This window comes from Kribbella sp. NPDC020701 (assembly GCF_055562215.1).
The window spans coordinates 360,766-378,031 of the sequence record NZ_JBVHFT010000003.1; the positions used below are offsets into that span (position 1 = coordinate 360,766).

The following is a 17,266-nucleotide window of genomic DNA, read 5'->3' on the forward strand; positions in this document are numbered from 1 at the left end:
CAGCAACCCCACCGCTGACCGCGCCGGTCGCCGGCGCGGCGAAAACTGGCTACTTGCCGAGCTTGCGGCGCTGCACCCGCGTCTTCTTCAGCAGCTTGCGGTGCTTCTTCTTCGCCATACGCTTGCGGCGCTTCTTGATTACCGAACCCACAGTTGACCATCCAAACTCAAAGAGAACGTCGGCAAAGCTTACCTGCAGGTCACGCGCTCAACCTAAAGCAGTCCTTTGGAGGTCGTGTCTGGTGGTCCCGCGCCAGACACGGCCTAGGCTGGGGAGCGACCTGGGGAGGCACGGATGACGACAGGTACGACGGCGCGCTACGACGGACTCGCCGACTGGTACGACGCACGGTACGTGGCCGGTCAGGACGATCACCAACCCGGCCTGCTCTACCTTCTCGGGCCAGGGTCCGGGCCGTGCCTGGACATCGGCTGCGGTACCGGGCGCAACTTCGAGACGATCCGGGCAAGCGGCCGCAGCGTCGTCGGCCTGGACTTCTCCGCCGACCAGCTCCGGCTGGCCCGCACCCGCACCGACGGACCGCTGATGGTCGCGGACGCCGGCGTACTCCCGTTCGCCGATGCCTCCTTCGATACCGCGATGGTGATGTGGATCTCGACCGATGTGGACGACTTCGCCGAGGTCGTCCGCGAGGCGACGCGAGTACTCCGGCCGAACGGCGTCCTGGTCGTGTACGGCGTCCATCCTTGTTTCAACGGCCCGCACGTCGTCTGGAACGAGGACGACAGCCGGCTCGTCCACCCCTCCTACCGCCAAGCGGGCTGGCACGAAGAGTCCCCTTACTGGGGCGACGGCATCCGCCGCCACGTCGGCATGCACCACGTCCCCCTCGCCGACTACCTGAACGCCCTCCTCACCCCCGGCCTCACCCTCGAACGCTTCGAAGAGCCGGACAGCCGAGGCGTCCCCTACTCCCTCGCCGTCCGAGCTCGACGCACAAGCTGACCGAGACCTGTCGATGCCGACTGGTTGACTGATCGGCATGGTGACGCTGGATCCGTGGGACGAGCCGGACTTCTGGCTGCTCGAGCGCTGCAACACACCGGAGATGACCGCGCACCTCGGCGGTCCAGAGACTCCCGAGAAGCTGCACGATCGGCACCGGCGGTACGTCGAGAGCGGCTTCCGGGGACAGATGTACGTGATCGTCACCGACGATGGAGAGCGAGCCGGCTCGGTCGGCTACTGGGAACACACCGAGGCTGCCGAGACCGTCTGGGAAACAGGTTGGGCGATCCTGCCCGAGTTCCAGGGCCGCGGACTCGCCACCGGGGCGGTGCGCGAGGTGGCGAAGGTCGCCGGGGCAGCCGGCGAGCACAGCACTCTGCACGCCTACCCCAACGTCACGAACGCCGCTTCCAACGCCTTGTGCCGCAAGGCCGGCTTCACCCTCCGCGGCGAGCGCGACTTCGAGTACCCCAAAGGCCACTGGATCCGCTGCAACGACTGGTCCCTCGACCTGTGAAGCCGAAGGCGGTCAGGCGGCTTTGCGGACGGGGATTTGGACGATCTTGTCGGTGAGGACGGCCAGGTGGGGAGTTGTGGTCTGCTTGGTGGTGGTGGCGTAGGCGGCGGGGGTGAAGGCGACGGCGGCCAGGCCCAGGCCGGCGATGGTGCCTACGGCAACGGTTTTCACGATCTTGATCGGCATCATGAGTTCCTCCTCGGGTCGATGACTCCATCCTCATCGCCCGGACTGCGACGGCGCTGAGAGCAACCTGGGAGCTCCCTGGGAGTCAGAAGCCTGCAACCTCCGGGACCGCGGCGGTGAGGATCCGCACTGATTCCGGGGTCCATGGGCCGGAGCGGATCACGATCGCGTGCTCGACTCCCCACAATGCTTGCTCTTGGCAACGTTCAACGAAAGTGGCGACGGTGTCGTCGGGGGTGAGGCGGGTCGACAGCGTCTTGTCGATCTCGGCGTACGCACGGCCGCTGTCCTCGCAGTGCTTGCGGAGTACGTCGAGTTTGCGGCGGACCGTCGTACCGCCGTCGGGCAGGTCGAACAGGTTGCACGCGTCCGCGCCCCGCGCCATCCAGCGTCGCGATCGGCTTCACCTGTACGGCGGGCGGCCGGAACGGCACCGGCGACACGAGCATCCCGAGGCGCGCCCGGCTGGTGATCGCGGCCAGGAACCCGAGCATGCTGACAGCCTCGAACAGCTCGGCCTGTGGATGACTCGTCGGATCCGCCTGGAACAGGTGGTCCGGCACCCAGATGTTGTCCAGCCCGCCCTCGTCCGCGATGCTCACGATCCGCCGCAAGCCGTCCACACCATCGGTCCAGGCGTGGTCCGTCACCGTCATGCTGACCTTCATCCGGCCGCTCCAGAATCTCGCACTCACCAGGTAGTTTGTGGGAATGGCGTACGTGCTATTCCTCGGCGGACTCGTCGTCGTACTAGCGGCGCTCACCTGGTTCGCATCCTGGGTCAAACGCCGTGGCCGCGGATCCGGAATCGCCGGTGCGATCGCGGCGTACGAAGAGGCCTACCGCACGACGGCCCACCAGTCCCACCACGAGCTCCGCACAGCCGCCGACCGCAAGACCGAAACCGGCTCCCCGGACGACCTTTAGCACCTAGAGGTAGTTGGAGATCGGGCCGAGGGTTAGCAGGCCGGAGGCGGCTCCTGCGTGTTCGGTGGACGCGGGGGTGAGGGCGGTCTGAGCACGTTTGAGGATGTGCGTCTCGCCGAGTTGCCGGGCGGCGTGGGCGATCAGAGCCCAGTGGGCCTCGAGTAGCAGGCCGGGCGGTGGATCCGGTGCGGCTTTGAGGGCCGCGATGGCTTCGCTCGCGTCCGCGAGAAGGAGCGGGCGGATCCACGGGTCGTGCGGGCCGTAGTCCGCGACCGGGATGGGCTGGTGGAGGCGGATGGATCGGCAGGCCAACGCGAGTGGAAGTAGGCCTTCCTGCAGACCGGGCATGCCGGCCGTGTCCAGGAGAGTCGCGGCTGCGCGGTACGACTCTGCGGTGTCTTCGCGGAGGGCGGCGTACCAGCGGGTGAAGACAGCGACGAGGGGGAGTTCGTGGCTGACGGCAAGGGCGTCGGCCGCTGCGGCGTGGTGGTCGGCGGCGGCGTGGTCGGCCCGGGCACACGCGGACTGAAGACGGATGAGGTGGCCGAGGACCTCATAGGTGGTGAGCTCGTGGCGCTGGGAGAGGGTGATGAGCTCCGCGCCGATGGCGTCGCGGTCGGGGGCCAGGCCGGCGCGGTCGCAGGTCTGCATGAAGCGGGCGTTGAGGGCGAAGGCGAGCAGCGCGGGGTCGTCCAGTCCGCGGGCGAGACTTTCGGCTTCGAGGGCGGCCTGGGGAGCCCGTACGCCGCGTGATTCGAGTGCGATGGTCGCGAGGAGCCGGGCCCGGGCCTTGGGGTGTTGCTGCGTCGGCAAGGCTCGTTCGGCTGCTGCGACTACCGCGGCGGCGTGGGTTTCATCGTCGGACCGCGTCCAGATTGCGGGTACGTCGTACGCCCCGATGACTCGCGCGGTCAGGTCGGGATCGCCTAGTTCCTCGGCTGCGCTGATGGTTGCGAGCCGCTGCCGACGTGCTGCCTCGAGTCCACCGGTCACCGCGAGGCTCCGCAGCAGTCCGACCGTGGACTCCAACCGGGCCCGGGCACCGACAGTCCGGTCGTAGACCGCAGCTGTCTCAGCCCACACGTTTCCGGCGGACAGATGCGAAGCCTGGTTGAGGATGTCGGTCTCCAACCGGCTGAGCGCCGTACCGGGATCTACACCGAGCTGACCGACCAGCATCGCCCGAGCACGACGCAGTACGGCGAGAGCGTCGCCCTGCCGGCCACTCCGGTACAGCGCCAACGCCAGCAACCGCCATGCGTCCTCACGCCACGGATGCTCGGTCACATGTGCATCCAGCTCAGGCACAGCCTCAGCGGCCAGCCCCGACGCCAACCGAGTCTCCGCCACTCGCTCCACAGCACGCAGCCGCAACTCGGTGAGCCGCGAGCGCTCCCCCTGAGCCCAGCCCTCCTCGGCAAACTCGGCGTACGCCGGCCCGCGCCACAACGTCAGAGCCTTCACCAACTCCCCCGGCTGCGCTGCGCTCCGCACCGCCTCCTCGAACCGCCACGCGTCGACGGCGTTCGTCCGCAAGGCATAGCCAGGGCCTTCGGTAACCAGCAACTGGGCAGGTGCACGCGGTGCCCGCTCCGGCTCCAACGCCCGCCGCAGCGCCGCCACGAACGTCCGCACCGCGCTCAAGGCACCGTCCGGCGGATCGATCCACAACTCATCCACGAGCAGAGTCGCCGGTACGACGCGACCGCGCGCCACGATCAACCGCGCCAGTACCGCCCGATGCCGCGGCCCCTTCAACGCCACTGGCCGGCCGGCATCGTCCCAGGCCACGACCGGCCCGAGCACCCCGAATTCCACCCGGCCACGGTAGCGCTCATCCGTTGCTCATCCGGACCGACGAGGCTGGCCGGTATGAAGATCAACGGGTTCGACTACCACCGCATCACCGGCGCCGGCGATGTCAAGCTCAACGTCGCCGTCGCCGGCTCCGGTACGCCGATCGTCCTGCTGCACGGCTTCCCGCAGACGCACGTGATGTGGCGGCACGTCGCCGCGGACCTGGCCTCCGACCACACCGTCATCTGCCCGGACCTCCGCGGGTACGGCGCCAGCGACAAGCCCGCAGATGGCTACTCCAAACGCACTATGGCCGCCGACATCGTCGCCATCGCTCGCGAACTCGGGCATCCGGCGTTCGCCCTTGCCGGGCACGACCGCGGCGCCCTGGTCGCCTTCCGCGCCGGACTCGATCACCCGGACACCATCACTCACCTGATGTGCCTCGACGTCCTGCCGACGCTGGACATGTGGGAGGTCATGCACGGGACCAGCGCCGCGGTCGGCTTCCACCTCTACTTGATGGCCCAACCGCCCGGCCTGCCCGAAGAGCTGATCGCTGCCGCACCAGACACCTTCTTCGGGCACTTCCTGGACAGCTGGGGCACGGACGCGATCCCTGCTGACGTCCGTACCGCCTACCTGGACGCCTGTCGGTCGGCGATCCCGTCGATCGTCGCGGACTACCGAGCCTCGGCCACGATCGACGTCAGCCACGACCAGGACGACCTTGCCAAGGGCAACAAAATGCGGATGCCGGTGACAGTGATCCAGCAGGATTGGGGCGCCGCGCTCGGCTTCGACGCCGCGGCCCGCTGGAAAGCCTGGGCCACCGACCTTCATCACGAGACCACGGACTCCGGTCACTTCCTGGCCGAGGAGTCCCCCGGCGAGGTGTCCGCGGCCATCAGGGAACTGCTCATGCGGTGAGGTAGGCGGTCGATTCCGCGAGGGCGTCGAGCGCGGCGGACAGCGACGTACTCACCACCTGACCGTCGCGCTTGACCGGCGTACCACCGACCAGGACGGTCTCCACGTTGCCCGGGTGCCCTGAGGTGACCACGGTGGCGACCGGGTCCTGGAGGCCACCGGCCAGATTCAGATCCGTACTGCGCAGCACGATCAGGTCGGCCTGGTTGCCGATGGCAAGCGATCCGACGTCGGTCAGGCCGAGCGCACGGGCACCACCGACGGTCGCCAGCTGGAGCACCTCGGCCGCCGTGAAGGATCGGTGGCCGAGAGCAAGCACCTGCTGCATGACACTGAACATGTCGCCCGGAGAGCTCGTCACGGTGTCGATCCCGAGACTGACACCGACCCCCGCGGCTCGCAGCCGTGCGGCGACCGGCTCGCCCATCTCCAACCGCGACTCGACCGCGGGCGCGACCGAGACGGACGCACCGGAGTCGGCGATCAGCTTCAGCTCGGATTCGGGCAGGTTGTTGCAGTGCACGTACAGGGTGTCCGGCCGCAACAGTCCCGCCTCCCGGAGCTTGGCGATCGGCGTGGGGGTGAGCTCGCTGCTGTCGATGTGGGTCACGACCGGCAGACCGAGCTCCGCGGCCAGCGCCCAGTCGGCTTCGACGTACTCGAAGGGCGCGTACGCCGGACCGAGCGACGCGACCGCGACAGTGATCCGGCCGGAGACACGGCCGAGGACATGGCGCAGGCCGTCGGAATCCACCGCACTGCCGGCCAGCGGCGACGGACCGAACCCGAAGACCGCCCGGATGCCGCTGCGGTCCAGCGCGTCGACGGCAGCGTCGGCGAACTCAGCCGAGCCCTGCACGTGCGAGTAGTCCTGCACCGTGGTGATCCCGCCGTCGACGCACTCCAACGCACCCACGAGGTTGCTCGCGGCAACATCTTCCGCACGATAGCGGGTGCCGCGCGCCTGCATCACGCGGTCGAAGTAATACCCGAGGTCACCGTCTGTCCCGATCCCGCGCAACGCCGTCTGCCAGACGTGCCGATGGGTGTCGACGAAGCCGGGCAGCACGATCCGCCCGGTCGCGTCGATCACCTCCGCGTCGTCAGCGACCAGACCGGATCCGACCGCTGCGATCCGGCCGTCCGCGATCAGTACGTCGGTGTCCCGCCGGACCACCACCTCCGGCGCGGTGTCGATCACCAGGCCGCCTCGCACCAGTATGCGCATGGAAAATCCCCTCAGTAGAAAGCTTTATGAAAAGCTATCACTAAAGGAACCTAAACTGTCAACCATGACGAGTGACCGGGTAGACGGGATCCTCGCGGCCTGGCAAGAGGAACTGCCGGACGCGCTGCACCCGACCAGCGAGCTGACCAAGCGCCTGATGGTGCTGGCCGACGATCTGGATCAGGCCACTCGGCCGGTGCTGCGGGAGCTCGGCCTGACCGCGGCCGAGTTCGACGTGATCGTCGCGCTGCGCCGGTCGGGAGCGCCGTACCGGCAGAAGCCGTCGGATCTGAGCCGCAGTCTGCTGCTGTCGTCCGGGGGCACCAGCAACGTCGTCAACCAACTGGTACGGCGGGGGTTCGTTGCGCGCGAGCCTGATCCGGACGACGGCCGTGGCACCCAGATCCGGCTCACCACCGAGGGAGTGGCCGCCGCGGAGGAGGCCGTGATCGCGAGCGCCGCGGCGCATCACAAGCTGTGGGACGGCCTGCCCGACGAAACCGTCCAGCGCGCGATCGCCGCGCTGCGGGCACTCTCCGGCTTACCCGAGCAGCCCGGGACATGACGAGGCGGCCGGTCCCAGAGGGATCCGGCCGCCTCGGCTTCTCGTGGTTATCCGGCCTGAAAGAACGCGCCCTTGAGGTAGTCGTGCACGGCGTCCTCCGACACCCGGAACGAACGACCCACCCGCACCGCGGGCAGCTCACCGGAGTGCACCAAGCGGTACACCGTCATCTTGGACACGCGCATGGCCGTGGCGACCTCCGCCACGGTCAGGAACTTCACCTCGGCGAGCGGCTGCTCACCACCGGACTTCTTTGATGCCATTGCGCACCGCACTTCCAGCACGGATCGTGCGCCGGCTTCCCCTCCGGCACCTCCGTCCGTGCATGCAACGAGCGTAGTGGCTGTTGGTACGAATGGGAAAGAGGGGGACTCCTGTGACTCAGTACGAAGGATCGAGACCCAGAAGAGGGAAACTGGTGTCGCGTGTCGCCTTGATTGCGCGGTCCAGCCAGGTGTCGGGGTTGTAGCCGCTGGACCAGTCGACGTACGTCGCATCCCGGCCGTCCGTCATCCGCAACGGCGCGACCTGCGCGAACCGGAGCTGGATCTCCTCGCGCCACGCCTCCGGCACCGGCGTCAGCGGGTCGATCGGGTTGCCGGCGACGATCGCGAGCAGGTGACTCCAGGCCCGTGGGACGACGTCGATGATCGCGTACCCGCCACCACCCGTAGCGATCCACTTCCCGCCCGCTACCTCGTGGGCGAGATCGTGCAAGGCCAGGTACGCCGCGCGCTGCCCGTCGATCGTTTTCGTCAAGTGCGCCAGGGGATCCTCGACATGTGAGTCACAGCCGTGCTGCGTCACCATCACGGTCGGCCGGAACGCCTTCACCACGTCCGGGACGATCGCATGGAACGCCCGCAACCAGCCGGCATCCCCCGTCCCCGGCGGCAGCGCGACGTTGACCGCCGTACCCTCGGCGTCCGGTCCACCCGTCTCCCCCGCGCTGCCGGTGCCCGGGAAGAGCGTGGTCGGCGACTCGTGCAGGCTGACCGTGAGTACGCGCGGGTCGTTGTAGAACGCGGTCTGTACGCCGTCGCCGTGGTGCACGTCGACGTCGACGTACGCGATCCGCTCGGCGCCGTGGTCGAGCAGCCACTGGATCGCGATGGCGGGGTCGTTGTAGACGCAGAAACCACTGGCCCGGTCCGGCATCGCGTGGTGCAGGCCGCCGGCGATGTTCGCCGCGTGCAGCACGTCGCCCTCCCAGACCGCCCGAGCGGCCTCGACGGTCGCGCCGACGATGTGGGCGGAGACCTCGTGCATCCGCGGGAAGCAATAGGTGTCGTGGGTGCCGAGACCATGCGCCGGGTCGGTGCTGTCCGGGTCCTCACCCGCCCGTTTGACCGCGGCGATGTACTCAGCGGTATGCACGGTCTGCAGCAGCGCATCATCGGCCGTCGGCGCCGGCACGACCTTGAGCTCGTCGAGTATGCCGAGCGCACTCGCCAGCCGGATCGTGAGCTGCACCCGGATCGGACTCATCGGATGCCCGCGGCCGAAGTCGTACGCCGTCAATCCGTCATCGAAGACCAGCATCGCCTCACCGCTCATCCGCGTCCTCGCTTCACTCCGGGCGCGGATGAGCTTTTGCTGCTGTGCTTGTTGATGAACTCGCTCCGCTCGTCCATGCTCCGACCTTAACCGTCAACTCTCCGGAAGTGGTTTGCCGAACCTGACACTCAGTCGGTAGGCGCCTCGCTGCGCATGGAAGACGGTCATGGCCAGGATGCCGACAGCGGCCGCGATCAGGGCGGCCCACGGATGCGAACCGACGTGCGCCCAGGCGGTCAGTACGCCGGCGATCGCGAACGCACCCAGGCCGCCGACCGCGTTCCGCGTCGGTGAGTTGCCGGTCAGGTTCGGGTACTCACGGGCGGAGATGCCCTGGACGAAGTGCGGGATGCCGTTCGTGCCCATCAGCCCGGCCAGGAACGTCAGGACGATCACGTGAATCATGGGTCCTCATTTCAGTCTACAGACGTTGACTGAAACCGTAGACCGGTCATCGCGCTTCAGTCAACATGCGTAGACTGAGCCGATGACGACGAGGGTGGAACAGCGGCAGCGGACCGAGACCCGGATCCTGGCGGCGGCGCGGCGGTTGTTCGGCGAGCGCGGGTACGACCGGACGACGATCCGCGCGATCGCGACGGCGGCCGGCAGCGATCCCGGCCTGGTGATGCGGTACTTCGGGTCGAAGGAGAAGCTCTTCGCCCAGGCGGCAGCGATCCCGGCGGATGGGCCGATCGAGGGTTCGCCGGAGCAGATCGCCGAGCAGTTGACCGCCGGGCTCACCCAGAAGCTCGCGGACGAGCCCGCTGTGGCGCTGGCAGCGTTGCGGGCGATGTTCAGTCACCCCGAGGCGGCCGACGAGGTGCGGTCCGCGATCACGGCGCAGCAGCGTCAGGTGGCGGAACAGTTGCCCGGGGAGGACGCCGTACTGCGGTCCGGAGTGATCGGAGCGTTGACACTCGGGCTCGTGATCGGGCGGCACCTGGTCCGGCTGGACGGACTGGATGCGGACCCGGACGAGGTGATGGCGGTGGCAGGCCCGCTGATCACCGCATTGACCACTGCTTGACCTCAGTCCGGTGCCGACTGCATGACCCGTCTGAAGCCCTGACCGGACCTGCACATGGATCCGGGCGGCGCGACACCCCTCCTGTAGCCGCGCCGGCCCGTCACCACAGGCACTGGTCCGACAGATGCTTCATCGCTCAAGGACTGCAAGGCGTTACAACATTTGCAGCATGTCGCCAAAGCCACCGGCAATTCGGTTGCGGAGGGTTACAGATCCCGGTCTAGTCCTGTATTCTGCCCCGGCTCGTCCCCAGCGCGTTGCAGGTTCCTGCAACTGGTGAGAATCGGACTTGCGCGGATCGATGGTCAGACCGCACAGTTCCTTCCCGTGAGGAAGCGCTTGAGCACGTTGAAACCCAATCGACGGCAAATCTTCACGGCAGGGGCGGCCGTAGCCGCGTCGACCGTGGCCGTCCAGACCCTGGCCGCGACGGCCACCACCAGCACCAGCACCGCCACGCCCGGCGGTTTGTACGGCTCCGGCACGCTCGGCTCCTGGTCCACCGCGACCCGGGCCATCTCGACCGCGGCGCAGATCCAGCGCGTCCGCGAGACCAACGGCGTGTACATGTTCGGCGACAGCATCTCCGTCCAGGACGGGAAGGCGCTGGCCATCCGGCTGCTGAACCGCGACGGCAGCCAGTTGGCCGTGAACAACTGGTCCCTCCGGCCCACCTCCCCCGCGGTCGACGTGCTGCAGCAGTGGGCGACGACGTACGGACTGCCGCAGCGGATCCTGATGGCGAGCGGGTCGAACGACATCTTCGACCCGCCGAAGTTCGCGGCGCAGATCGACCGGGCGATGAGCATCGTCGGCCAGAACCGGACGCTGTTCTGGGTCAACCTCCAGGCCGTCCGCACGGCCCAGACCGCGACCGTGCAGCTCGCCGACCAGCGCAACAGTGCCTGGCTCAACATGCAGCTGTACGACGCCCAGGAGAAGCACCCGAACCTGCGCATCATCCACTGGGCCGAGTGGCTCTGGGTCAAGCCGTACCGGCTCCTCAACTACCTGCGCGACGGCGTGCACCCGACGGTGCCGCTCGGTCAGGACGCCCGCAACGAACTGATCGTCCAGGCACTGACGCAGCGTTGAATTCCTTCCCCAACCCACCGCCCCGGTCGATGAGATACGCTGGCTGTGTGAACACGAACTTGTTGCAGAGCTGGTGGGCCGCCTAGGGCGGTCACCCGGCGTTCACACGCATCCAAGAGGCCGCCTCGCCGAGGCGGCCTTTTTGATGCCCTCTCTCGGCTGGGGCGCCCACACTCACCGAGAGGAACAGTCATGACATCGCTATCCGGTATCACCCCGTCCGGCCGGCTGACGCTGGGCAACCACCTCGGCGCCCTGCGGCGGTTCACCGACCCCGACGGGTTCTACTTCGTCGCGAACCTGCACGCGATGACCACCAAGCACGACCCGCGTCGGCTCGCCTCGCTCACCCGGGAGTTCGCGACGCTGATGCTCGCGGCCGGCGTTCCCGAGGGCACGGTCTTCGTGCAGTCCGACGTCCCCGCGCACGCTCAACTCGCCTATCTCCTGGAATGTACGTCGTACGTCGGGGAGCTGTCCCGGATGATCCAGTACAAGGAGAAGGGCAAGGACCGGCCGATGACCCGGGCCTCCCTGTTCACATATCCATGTCTGATGGCCGCGGACATCCTGCTGTACGGCGCCGAACGCGTCCCGGTGGGCGGCGACCAGGACCAGCACGTCGAGCTGGCCCGTGACGTCGCGCTCCGGTTCAACCGCGAGTACGGCGAGACGTTCGTCGTACCGCAGCTTGCCAAGGCGGCGTTCGCGACCCGGGTCAAGGATCTGGCCAACCCGACCAGCAAGATGAGCAAATCCGACGCCGACGAGGCGATCGGGACGATCCGGCTGCTCGACCCGCCGGATGTGATCCGCCGGCAGATCATGCGCGCGGTCACCGACTCCGACAACGAGGTCCGGCACGACGAGGCGGCCAAGCCCGGAGTCACCAACCTGCTCGAGATCCTGGCCGCCTGCACCGACGGCGATCCGGTCGGGCTGGCGGACGCGTACTCGTCGTACGGTTCGTTGAAGCAGGACGTCGCGGACGCGGTCCTGGCCGTGATCGAGCCACTACAGAAGGAGTACGCGCGGCTCGCGACCGACCCGGGTGCGATCGACAACCTGCTCGCGCAGGGCCGTGATCGGGCCATCGAGACGAGCGAACCCCGACTCCGGGCGGCGGTGCGCGCCATGGGTTTGGCAGGATCGGCACCATGAAGATTCGCGTCGCCACGTTCAACATCCGCAACTCCTCCGCACCCGACGGCGACAACGCCTGGCCGGTCCGGCGGAACGCGGCAGTGGCGGCGATCGAGCTCCTGGACGCGGACGTGGTCGGGCTGCAGGAAGTGCTGCCCGACCAGCTCGAGTACCTGCGCTGGCGGTTCCCGAAGCACGAGATCGTCGGCGTCGGCCGGGACGACGGAATGAGCGCTGGTGAGCACTCCGTCGTCCTGGTCCGGCCCGGCGACTGGCGGGTCGAGAAGCACGAGACCCGCTGGCTGTCCGACGACCCGGGGACGCCGGGATCGGTCGGCTGGGACGCGGACCTGACCCGGATCGCGACCTTGGTGTGGCTCCGGCACAAGAACGGTACGACGATCGCCGTCGCGAACACGCACTACGACCACGCCGGCGAGGTGGCCCAACTGCAGTCGTCGCGGCTGATCGCGCGCTGGACCGCGGGCGAACTGCCGTGGATCGTGATGGGCGACCTGAACGCGACGCCGGAATCCCCGCCGCTCAAGACGCTGACCGAGTCCGGCCTGCGCCTCGCCGTACCGATCGAGGCCGGCGGCAGCTGGCACGACTTCACGGGCGCGGAGGACGACGACCGCATCGACCACATCCTGGTCAGCCCGGAGTGGACAGTGGTCGAGGCAGCCGTCTCCCACTACCGCCCGGACGGACGGCTGCCCAGCGACCACTGGCCGGTGCTGGCCACGCTTTCGCTTTAGATCTTGGCGAAAACCTCTTCGCGGAGGCGCTCCAACGCGTCGAACCTGCGGTTGCCGGTGCCGAGGAACGAGTCGGGTACGAGCAACTCGTCGATTCCCGCCGCCGGGTACCGCGCGACCTTGTCGAGCACCTCCTGCGCCGACCCCATGATCACATGCCCGCCACGGCTCTCGAGCCGCTCCTTGCGCTCGATCGCCCCGGTGTCACCCGGTACGACGACCTCGAGCATCGTCTGCGCGGACCGGCGTACCGACTTCGGGTCGCGGCCGAGGCGCTCGCAATGCGCGGCGAAAACCTCGCCCTTCCGGGCGGCCAGCGCCGGGTCACCCCAGTGGTTCCACTCGTCGGCGTACTTCGCAACGATGCCGAGGGCAACCTTCTCGCCGGCGGCGCCGATCATGATCGGCAGGTGGGCCGGCTTCGGCTCGAGCGGGGCGCCGGTGAGCTGGTAGTAGGCGCCGTCGAAGGTCGTCCGGTCCTGGGTGAGCAGGCCCTTGATGACCTGGCAGGCCTCCTCGAACCGGGCCAGCCGCTCGCGGACCGGCGGCAACTCGATGCCGTAGACCTCGTGCTCGTTCACCTGCCAGCCGGCACCGATCCCGAGCACGAACCGGCCGTCACTCATCTGGTCGATCGTCGCCGCCGCGTTCGCGACGACCGCGGGATGCCGGTAGGTGTTGCCGAGCACCATCGAGCCGACCCGGACCCGCTCGGTCCGGGCGACGATCCCGGCCAGCAGCGCGAAGGCTTCGTTGACGGGCACGGACAGGTCGTCGCCGTTCTGCATGAAGTGATCTGCTATCCAGACGCCGTGCCATCCGGTGCGTTCGGCGTACTCGGCTCCTTCGAGCACTTCCGACCAGTTCCTGGATGCCGCGGGCCACAAAGAGAAGTCCATGACAGTCATCCTCTCTCTTGCGCTTCGAGGACCGCTTCGCCGTTCTCCTCTGCCCACATGGTGAGCATCCGGATCGGGTCCATCAGGGTGCGGCCGAGGTCGGTCAGCTCGTACTGGACGCGGGGTGGGACACCGCCGTAGTCCGTGCGCGTGGCCAGACCGTTCGCCTGGAGTCGCCGCAGGGTCTGGGTGAGCACCTTCTTCGAGATGCCGCCGATCAGCGCGATCAGCTCCGAGTGTCGCCGCGGGCCTTCGTTGAGGCCCCACAGGACGACCACGGCCCACTTGTCCGCGATCACTTCAACCGCCAGGCGCGCCGGGCAGTCGGCGAGGAAGACGTTGCCGGGATCCAAACCATCCACGGCTGACCAGGGTACCCAGCGGTTCCCACGGCGCTGGCTACCGTCCCTTGCCATGAGCGGCCTTCCCGAAAGCACCCATCGACTCTTCACCGAGCCCAAGGACGTCACCGTCATCACGCTCGACCCCGACGGCTCACCGCAGGCCTCGCTCGTCTGGGCCGATCGCGACGGCGACGAGCTCGTGCTCGGCATCCAGCGACCGCACCGCAAGGCCCGCAACCTGCTCCGCGATCCGCGCGTGACGCTGCTGGTCCAGGACGACCAGGTGAGCTCTCGCGGCGTCACGCAGTACCTGGTCGTCCGGGGTACGGCGAAGCTCGACGGACCGGGGATCCGGGCGGACTACAAGGCGTTGATGGACCGCATGTCGCAGCGCTACCTCGGCGTACCCGAATTCCCTTTCGGCGAAGGCATCTGGGACACCGGCATGATCGCCCGGATCACCGTCGACCGGGTCACCGGCGAAGGACCCTGGGTCTAGACGACGATGTGCCAGCGGAGGAGGAAGGCGCCGATCGAGAGGATCAGGTAGGCCAGGACGAGCAGGGCGCCGATGCCGGGACGCGGGCGGTGGCGGCGGACCGGTGCGTCGGCGGCCTGCCCGCGAATGGCCTCCATCACCGCGCCGACCTCGGCCGTGCGGTCCTTGGGGATGCCGTTGATCTCGCTCTCGTCCTGGCCGCGGCTGAGAACGACGTTGTCGTCGCCGATCTCGAGCTTGTCGACGTCCTGCCAGGCGAGGCTGCGGATCAGCATGCTGGTGCGGGCTCTGAGCGCGGTTTCGGTCAGCTCTACGCGGTAGAGGACCACTCCGCCGGCAACGCGGACGACCGAGGCGCCGATGATCGTCAGCAGGCCGACCGCGAGCATGTCGCGGGCACCCATCCAGAGCCAGGAGTTCAGCGCCGGCACAACGACGAACGGCGCGACGAACAACGCCCATGCCCACCACGGCGCCGGATCCAACGGCACGCGCCAAGGCAGCGGCGGCACCTGGGCGGCGCGCACGGGAGCAGGGCTGATGTGCTCGGGGCTCTCCTGCTCCGAACGATTACTCATGGGCGGGACAATAGTCGACTCCTCGAGATCGGGCGCGGGAAACCCCGTCGTTCATGGACGGCAGGAACAACTGCTCACTGCTCTCGGAGATAGGAGGCTGTCGGTGCCGGCTGATTGGGTAGACGGCATGTCCCGGTTCCGGCTGTACCCGACTCCCGCGCAGCAGGCCGCGCTGCTGGAGCAGTGCAGACATGCGCGGCACATGTGGAACCTCGCGCTCGAGCAGTGGTCGATGTGGACTCGTGACAAGAGACCGACGCCCGGGTACGTCGAACAGGCACGGCAACTGACTGAGGCACGAGCTGCGTTCGACTGGCTGCGGGCCGGGTCGCAGACCGTGCAGCAGCAAGCCCTGCGGGACTTCGACCAAGCCGTCAGGAACTTCTACGGTCGGACTCATCGACGGCCGACATGGCGCAAAGCCGGGAGACACGAGGGATTCCGCATTGTCGGTGGCCAGGCGTCCCGAGTCGTAAAACTCAACCGTAGGTGGGCGCGGGTGCTGGTGCCAAAGGTCGGATGGGTACGGTTCCGGCTATCCCGCGGCATACCGGATGCGAAGTCGTACCGCGTCACGTGCGACCGGGCCGGCCGCTGGCACCTCGCGTTCGCCGTTACCCCGCCGCCGATTCCAGCGCCGGGAACGGGCGAAGTCGTCGGCGTAGATCGCGGAGTCACCGTCTCTGCTGCGCTGTCCACCGGTCGGCTCCTGCTGTGCCCCGGACTGTCGGAACGCGAGCTAGACCGACTCATACACCTGCAGCGGCGCCTTGCCCGCTGCCGTCGAGGATCCGGCCGGCGCCAACAGATACAAGCTGCGATCGCCAAGCTGCACGGCCGGACTCGCGACCGTCGCAAGGACTGGGTGGAGAAGACCAGCACCGACCTAGCGCGACGCTTCGACATCATCCGGGTGGAAGACCTGCGCATTTCCCAAATGACCAGGCGACCGAAGCCCAAACCCTCTCCGGGGCGACCAGGTAAGTTCTTGCCGAATCGTCGCAATGCCAAGGCGGGTCTGAACCGAGGCATTCTGGCCAACGGCTGGGGAGATCTGGTCAATCGCTTGGAGCACAAAGCGCCGGGACGGGTCGAGAAAATCAATCCTGCGTACACGTCGCAGACCTGCAGCGCCTGTGAGCATTGCGCATCGGAGAACCGCGAGAGCCAAGCGGTCTTCCGGTGTGTGGCCTGCGGGCATCAGGCGAACGCGGACGTGAACGCTGCAGTGAACATCGCGGCCGGACGGGCCGTCAGAGCACGCCGAGGGACGCCCGTACGGGTCTCGCCGAAGCGTGAACCTCAACTCGCTACCCCTGCGTAGTGGTTGGAATCCCCGTCCTTCGCGATGGGGAGGACGTCAACCCTCGAACACGGCGGGGAACTGCGGCGCCAACAATAACGCCAGCTGGTGGAGAGGTGTTATTCGGCTGCCAGGGCTCGCGAACGGTTGCGGGCGGCTTCGATGGCGGAGAGGAACGCGGCGCGGACCTTGTGGTCCTCCAGTTCCCGGATCGCGGCGGCCGTCGTACCGCCTGGCGAGGTGACTCGCTCGCGCAGGACGGTCGGGTGTTCACCGGTCTCCCGGAGCAGCTTCGCGGAGCCGACGACGGTCTGGACGACGAGTTCCGACGCGGTGCCGCGGGGCAGGCCCATGTGGACGCCGGCCTCGATCATCGCCTCGACCACGAAGAACAGGTACGCCGGACCGGAACCGGAGATCGCGGTCACCGCGTCCTGCTGCTTCTCCGGCACCCGGATGACCCGCCCGGTCGCGGCGAGCAGGCCCTCGGCCAGCTCGAGGTGACTCTCGTCGCAGTGCGCACCGCGGGAGATCGCGGCCATGCCCTCGTCGACCAGCGCCGGCGTGTTCGGCATGACGCGGACGACGGCCACACCCTCCGGCAACCGGGACTCGACGAAGCTGGTGGTGATCCCCGCGGCCAGCGAAACCACGGTCTGCGACGCGCGGACCGCCGGGGCGATCTCGGCGAGCAGGTCGCCCATGTCCTGCGGCTTCACCACCAGGACCAGGGTGTCCGCTTTGGTCGCCGCGTCCACGTTGGACACGACGTCGACGCCGTACCGCTCCCGCAGCTCGGCGGCACGTTCCTCCCGGCGCTCGGTGATCAGGAGCTCCTCCGGTCGCCGCCCGGCCCGAATCAGCCCTGACAGCAACGTCTCCCCCATCACACCGGCCCCGAGAATGGCCACCTGACTAGTCATGCCCAACAGACTACTGA

General features: G+C 68.1%; 23 protein-coding genes and 1 pseudogene. 11 read left to right on the forward strand and 13 right to left on the reverse strand.

What is annotated here, in order from left to right:
• Positions 1 to 49: 49 nt before the first annotated feature.
• Complete coding sequence (locus ACZ3HV_RS08835) at positions 50 to 151, reverse strand: 30S ribosomal protein bS22 (protein ID WP_008356322.1); 102 nt, start codon at positions 149 to 151, stop codon at positions 50 to 52.
• A gap of 144 nt (positions 152 to 295) precedes the next feature.
• Between ACZ3HV_RS08835 and ACZ3HV_RS08840 the strand changes: the two genes are divergently transcribed.
• A complete protein-coding gene (locus ACZ3HV_RS08840) occupies positions 296 to 967 on the forward strand; it encodes a class I SAM-dependent methyltransferase (RefSeq protein WP_465682340.1) in 672 nt (223 codons plus the stop codon).
• A gap of 37 nt (positions 968 to 1,004) precedes the next feature.
• Positions 1,005 to 1,487 carry a GNAT family N-acetyltransferase gene (locus tag ACZ3HV_RS08845; protein ID WP_465682342.1) on the forward strand — a complete coding sequence of 161 codons (483 nt, stop codon included), beginning with the start codon at positions 1,005 to 1,007 and terminating at the stop codon, positions 1,485 to 1,487.
• Between the two features lie 12 nt (positions 1,488 to 1,499).
• On the opposite strand, the gene ACZ3HV_RS08850 is transcribed toward ACZ3HV_RS08845, so the two are convergent.
• From ACZ3HV_RS08850 to ACZ3HV_RS08860, 3 genes and pseudogenes are all read right to left on the reverse strand, one after another.
• Positions 1,500 to 1,676, reverse strand: coding sequence for a hypothetical protein (locus tag ACZ3HV_RS08850; protein WP_360359998.1), 177 nt, complete (start codon positions 1,674 to 1,676; stop codon positions 1,500 to 1,502).
• 82 nt (positions 1,677 to 1,758) lie between these two features.
• Entirely contained in the window at positions 1,759 to 2,058 is a 300-nt protein-coding gene (locus ACZ3HV_RS08855; protein WP_465682828.1) for a hypothetical protein, read from the reverse strand.
• Between the two features lie 37 nt (positions 2,059 to 2,095).
• Positions 2,096 to 2,341: pseudogene (locus ACZ3HV_RS08860) on the reverse strand (LLM class flavin-dependent oxidoreductase); the annotation flags it as partial.
• Positions 2,342 to 2,384: 43 nt separating this feature from the next.
• Between ACZ3HV_RS08860 and ACZ3HV_RS08865 the strand changes: the two are divergent.
• Positions 2,385 to 2,600: a hypothetical protein gene (locus tag ACZ3HV_RS08865; protein ID WP_465682344.1), complete on the forward strand. Its 216-nt coding sequence runs from the start codon at positions 2,385 to 2,387 to the stop codon at positions 2,598 to 2,600.
• Between the two features lie 3 nt (positions 2,601 to 2,603).
• On the opposite strand, the gene ACZ3HV_RS08870 is transcribed toward ACZ3HV_RS08865, so the two are convergent.
• Complete coding sequence (locus ACZ3HV_RS08870) at positions 2,604 to 4,418, reverse strand: AfsR/SARP family transcriptional regulator (RefSeq protein ID WP_465682346.1); 1,815 nt, start codon at positions 4,416 to 4,418, stop codon at positions 2,604 to 2,606.
• A 54-nt stretch (positions 4,419 to 4,472) separates the two neighbouring features.
• On the opposite strand from ACZ3HV_RS08870, the gene ACZ3HV_RS08875 reads away from it, so the two are divergent.
• On the forward strand, positions 4,473 to 5,327 hold the full coding sequence (locus ACZ3HV_RS08875) for an alpha/beta fold hydrolase (protein WP_465682348.1): 855 nt from the start codon (positions 4,473 to 4,475) through the stop codon (positions 5,325 to 5,327).
• Here ACZ3HV_RS08875 and ACZ3HV_RS08880 read toward each other — a convergent pair.
• Positions 5,317 to 6,555, reverse strand: coding sequence for an amidohydrolase family protein (locus ACZ3HV_RS08880; RefSeq protein WP_465682350.1), 1,239 nt, complete (start codon positions 6,553 to 6,555; stop codon positions 5,317 to 5,319). The genes ACZ3HV_RS08875 and ACZ3HV_RS08880 overlap by 11 nt on opposite strands.
• Positions 6,556 to 6,619: 64 nt before the next feature.
• Between ACZ3HV_RS08880 and ACZ3HV_RS08885 the strand changes: the two genes are divergently transcribed.
• Complete coding sequence (locus tag ACZ3HV_RS08885) at positions 6,620 to 7,120, forward strand: MarR family winged helix-turn-helix transcriptional regulator (protein ID WP_465682352.1); 501 nt, start codon at positions 6,620 to 6,622, stop codon at positions 7,118 to 7,120.
• A gap of 47 nt (positions 7,121 to 7,167) precedes the next feature.
• On the opposite strand, the gene ACZ3HV_RS08890 is transcribed toward ACZ3HV_RS08885, so the two are convergent.
• The 3 genes from ACZ3HV_RS08890 to ACZ3HV_RS08900 form a co-directional block, all read right to left on the reverse strand.
• The gene (locus tag ACZ3HV_RS08890; protein WP_012923942.1) at positions 7,168 to 7,383 is read right to left on the reverse strand and encodes a helix-turn-helix domain-containing protein; all 216 of its coding nucleotides are present in this window, start codon (positions 7,381 to 7,383) and stop codon (positions 7,168 to 7,170) included.
• A 118-nt stretch (positions 7,384 to 7,501) separates the two neighbouring features.
• Positions 7,502 to 8,677, reverse strand: a complete 1,176-nt coding sequence (locus ACZ3HV_RS08895) for an acetoin utilization protein AcuC (protein ID WP_465682353.1) — start codon at positions 8,675 to 8,677, stop codon at positions 7,502 to 7,504.
• 93 nt (positions 8,678 to 8,770) lie between these two features.
• A complete protein-coding gene (locus ACZ3HV_RS08900; protein WP_465682355.1) occupies positions 8,771 to 9,082 on the reverse strand; it encodes a hypothetical protein in 312 nt (103 codons plus the stop codon).
• Positions 9,083 to 9,164: 82 nt separating this feature from the next.
• On the opposite strand from ACZ3HV_RS08900, the gene ACZ3HV_RS08905 reads away from it, so the two are divergent.
• The 4 genes from ACZ3HV_RS08905 (at position 9,165) to ACZ3HV_RS08920 (ending at position 12,703) form a co-directional block, all read left to right on the forward strand.
• The gene (locus tag ACZ3HV_RS08905) at positions 9,165 to 9,707 is read left to right on the forward strand and encodes a TetR/AcrR family transcriptional regulator (protein ID WP_465682357.1); all 543 of its coding nucleotides are present in this window, start codon (positions 9,165 to 9,167) and stop codon (positions 9,705 to 9,707) included.
• 327 nt (positions 9,708 to 10,034) lie between these two features.
• Positions 10,035 to 10,802, forward strand: coding sequence for an SGNH/GDSL hydrolase family protein (locus tag ACZ3HV_RS08910; RefSeq protein ID WP_465682359.1), 768 nt, complete (start codon positions 10,035 to 10,037; stop codon positions 10,800 to 10,802).
• Positions 10,803 to 10,994: 192 nt separating this feature from the next.
• Positions 10,995 to 11,963 (forward strand): tryptophan--tRNA ligase, encoded by a 969-nt coding sequence (trpS, locus tag ACZ3HV_RS08915; protein ID WP_465682361.1) that lies wholly within the window; start codon positions 10,995 to 10,997, stop codon positions 11,961 to 11,963.
• Complete coding sequence (locus ACZ3HV_RS08920) at positions 11,960 to 12,703, forward strand: endonuclease/exonuclease/phosphatase family protein (RefSeq protein WP_465682363.1); 744 nt, start codon at positions 11,960 to 11,962, stop codon at positions 12,701 to 12,703. The genes trpS and ACZ3HV_RS08920 overlap by 4 nt, the downstream gene beginning before the upstream one ends.
• Here the strand turns inward: ACZ3HV_RS08920 and ACZ3HV_RS08925 are convergent.
• Both ACZ3HV_RS08925 and ACZ3HV_RS08930 read right to left on the reverse strand, forming a co-directional pair.
• Positions 12,700 to 13,602, reverse strand: coding sequence for a TIGR03560 family F420-dependent LLM class oxidoreductase (locus tag ACZ3HV_RS08925; protein ID WP_465682365.1), 903 nt, complete (start codon positions 13,600 to 13,602; stop codon positions 12,700 to 12,702). The two genes, ACZ3HV_RS08920 and ACZ3HV_RS08925, sit on opposite strands and share 4 nt — an antisense overlap.
• A gap of 5 nt (positions 13,603 to 13,607) precedes the next feature.
• A complete protein-coding gene (locus ACZ3HV_RS08930; protein WP_465682367.1) occupies positions 13,608 to 13,964 on the reverse strand; it encodes a winged helix-turn-helix transcriptional regulator in 357 nt (118 codons plus the stop codon).
• A gap of 52 nt (positions 13,965 to 14,016) precedes the next feature.
• Here ACZ3HV_RS08930 and ACZ3HV_RS08935 point away from each other — a divergent pair, with 52 nt between their 5' ends.
• On the forward strand, positions 14,017 to 14,445 hold the full coding sequence (locus ACZ3HV_RS08935; RefSeq protein WP_465682369.1) for a TIGR03618 family F420-dependent PPOX class oxidoreductase: 429 nt from the start codon (positions 14,017 to 14,019) through the stop codon (positions 14,443 to 14,445).
• Here ACZ3HV_RS08935 and ACZ3HV_RS08940 read toward each other — a convergent pair.
• Positions 14,442 to 15,023, reverse strand: a complete 582-nt coding sequence (locus ACZ3HV_RS08940) for a hypothetical protein (RefSeq protein ID WP_465682371.1) — start codon at positions 15,021 to 15,023, stop codon at positions 14,442 to 14,444. The two genes, ACZ3HV_RS08935 and ACZ3HV_RS08940, sit on opposite strands and share 4 nt — an antisense overlap.
• A 103-nt stretch (positions 15,024 to 15,126) precedes the next feature.
• Between ACZ3HV_RS08940 and ACZ3HV_RS08945 the strand changes: the two genes are divergently transcribed.
• Positions 15,127 to 16,347, forward strand: a complete 1,221-nt coding sequence (locus tag ACZ3HV_RS08945; RefSeq protein WP_465682373.1) for an RNA-guided endonuclease InsQ/TnpB family protein — start codon at positions 15,127 to 15,129, stop codon at positions 16,345 to 16,347.
• Positions 16,348 to 16,445: 98 nt separating this feature from the next.
• Here ACZ3HV_RS08945 and proC read toward each other — a convergent pair whose 3' ends face one another.
• On the reverse strand, positions 16,446 to 17,249 hold the full coding sequence (gene proC / locus ACZ3HV_RS08950; protein WP_465682375.1) for a pyrroline-5-carboxylate reductase: 804 nt from the start codon (positions 17,247 to 17,249) through the stop codon (positions 16,446 to 16,448).
• Positions 17,250 to 17,266: the final 17 nt, after the last annotated feature.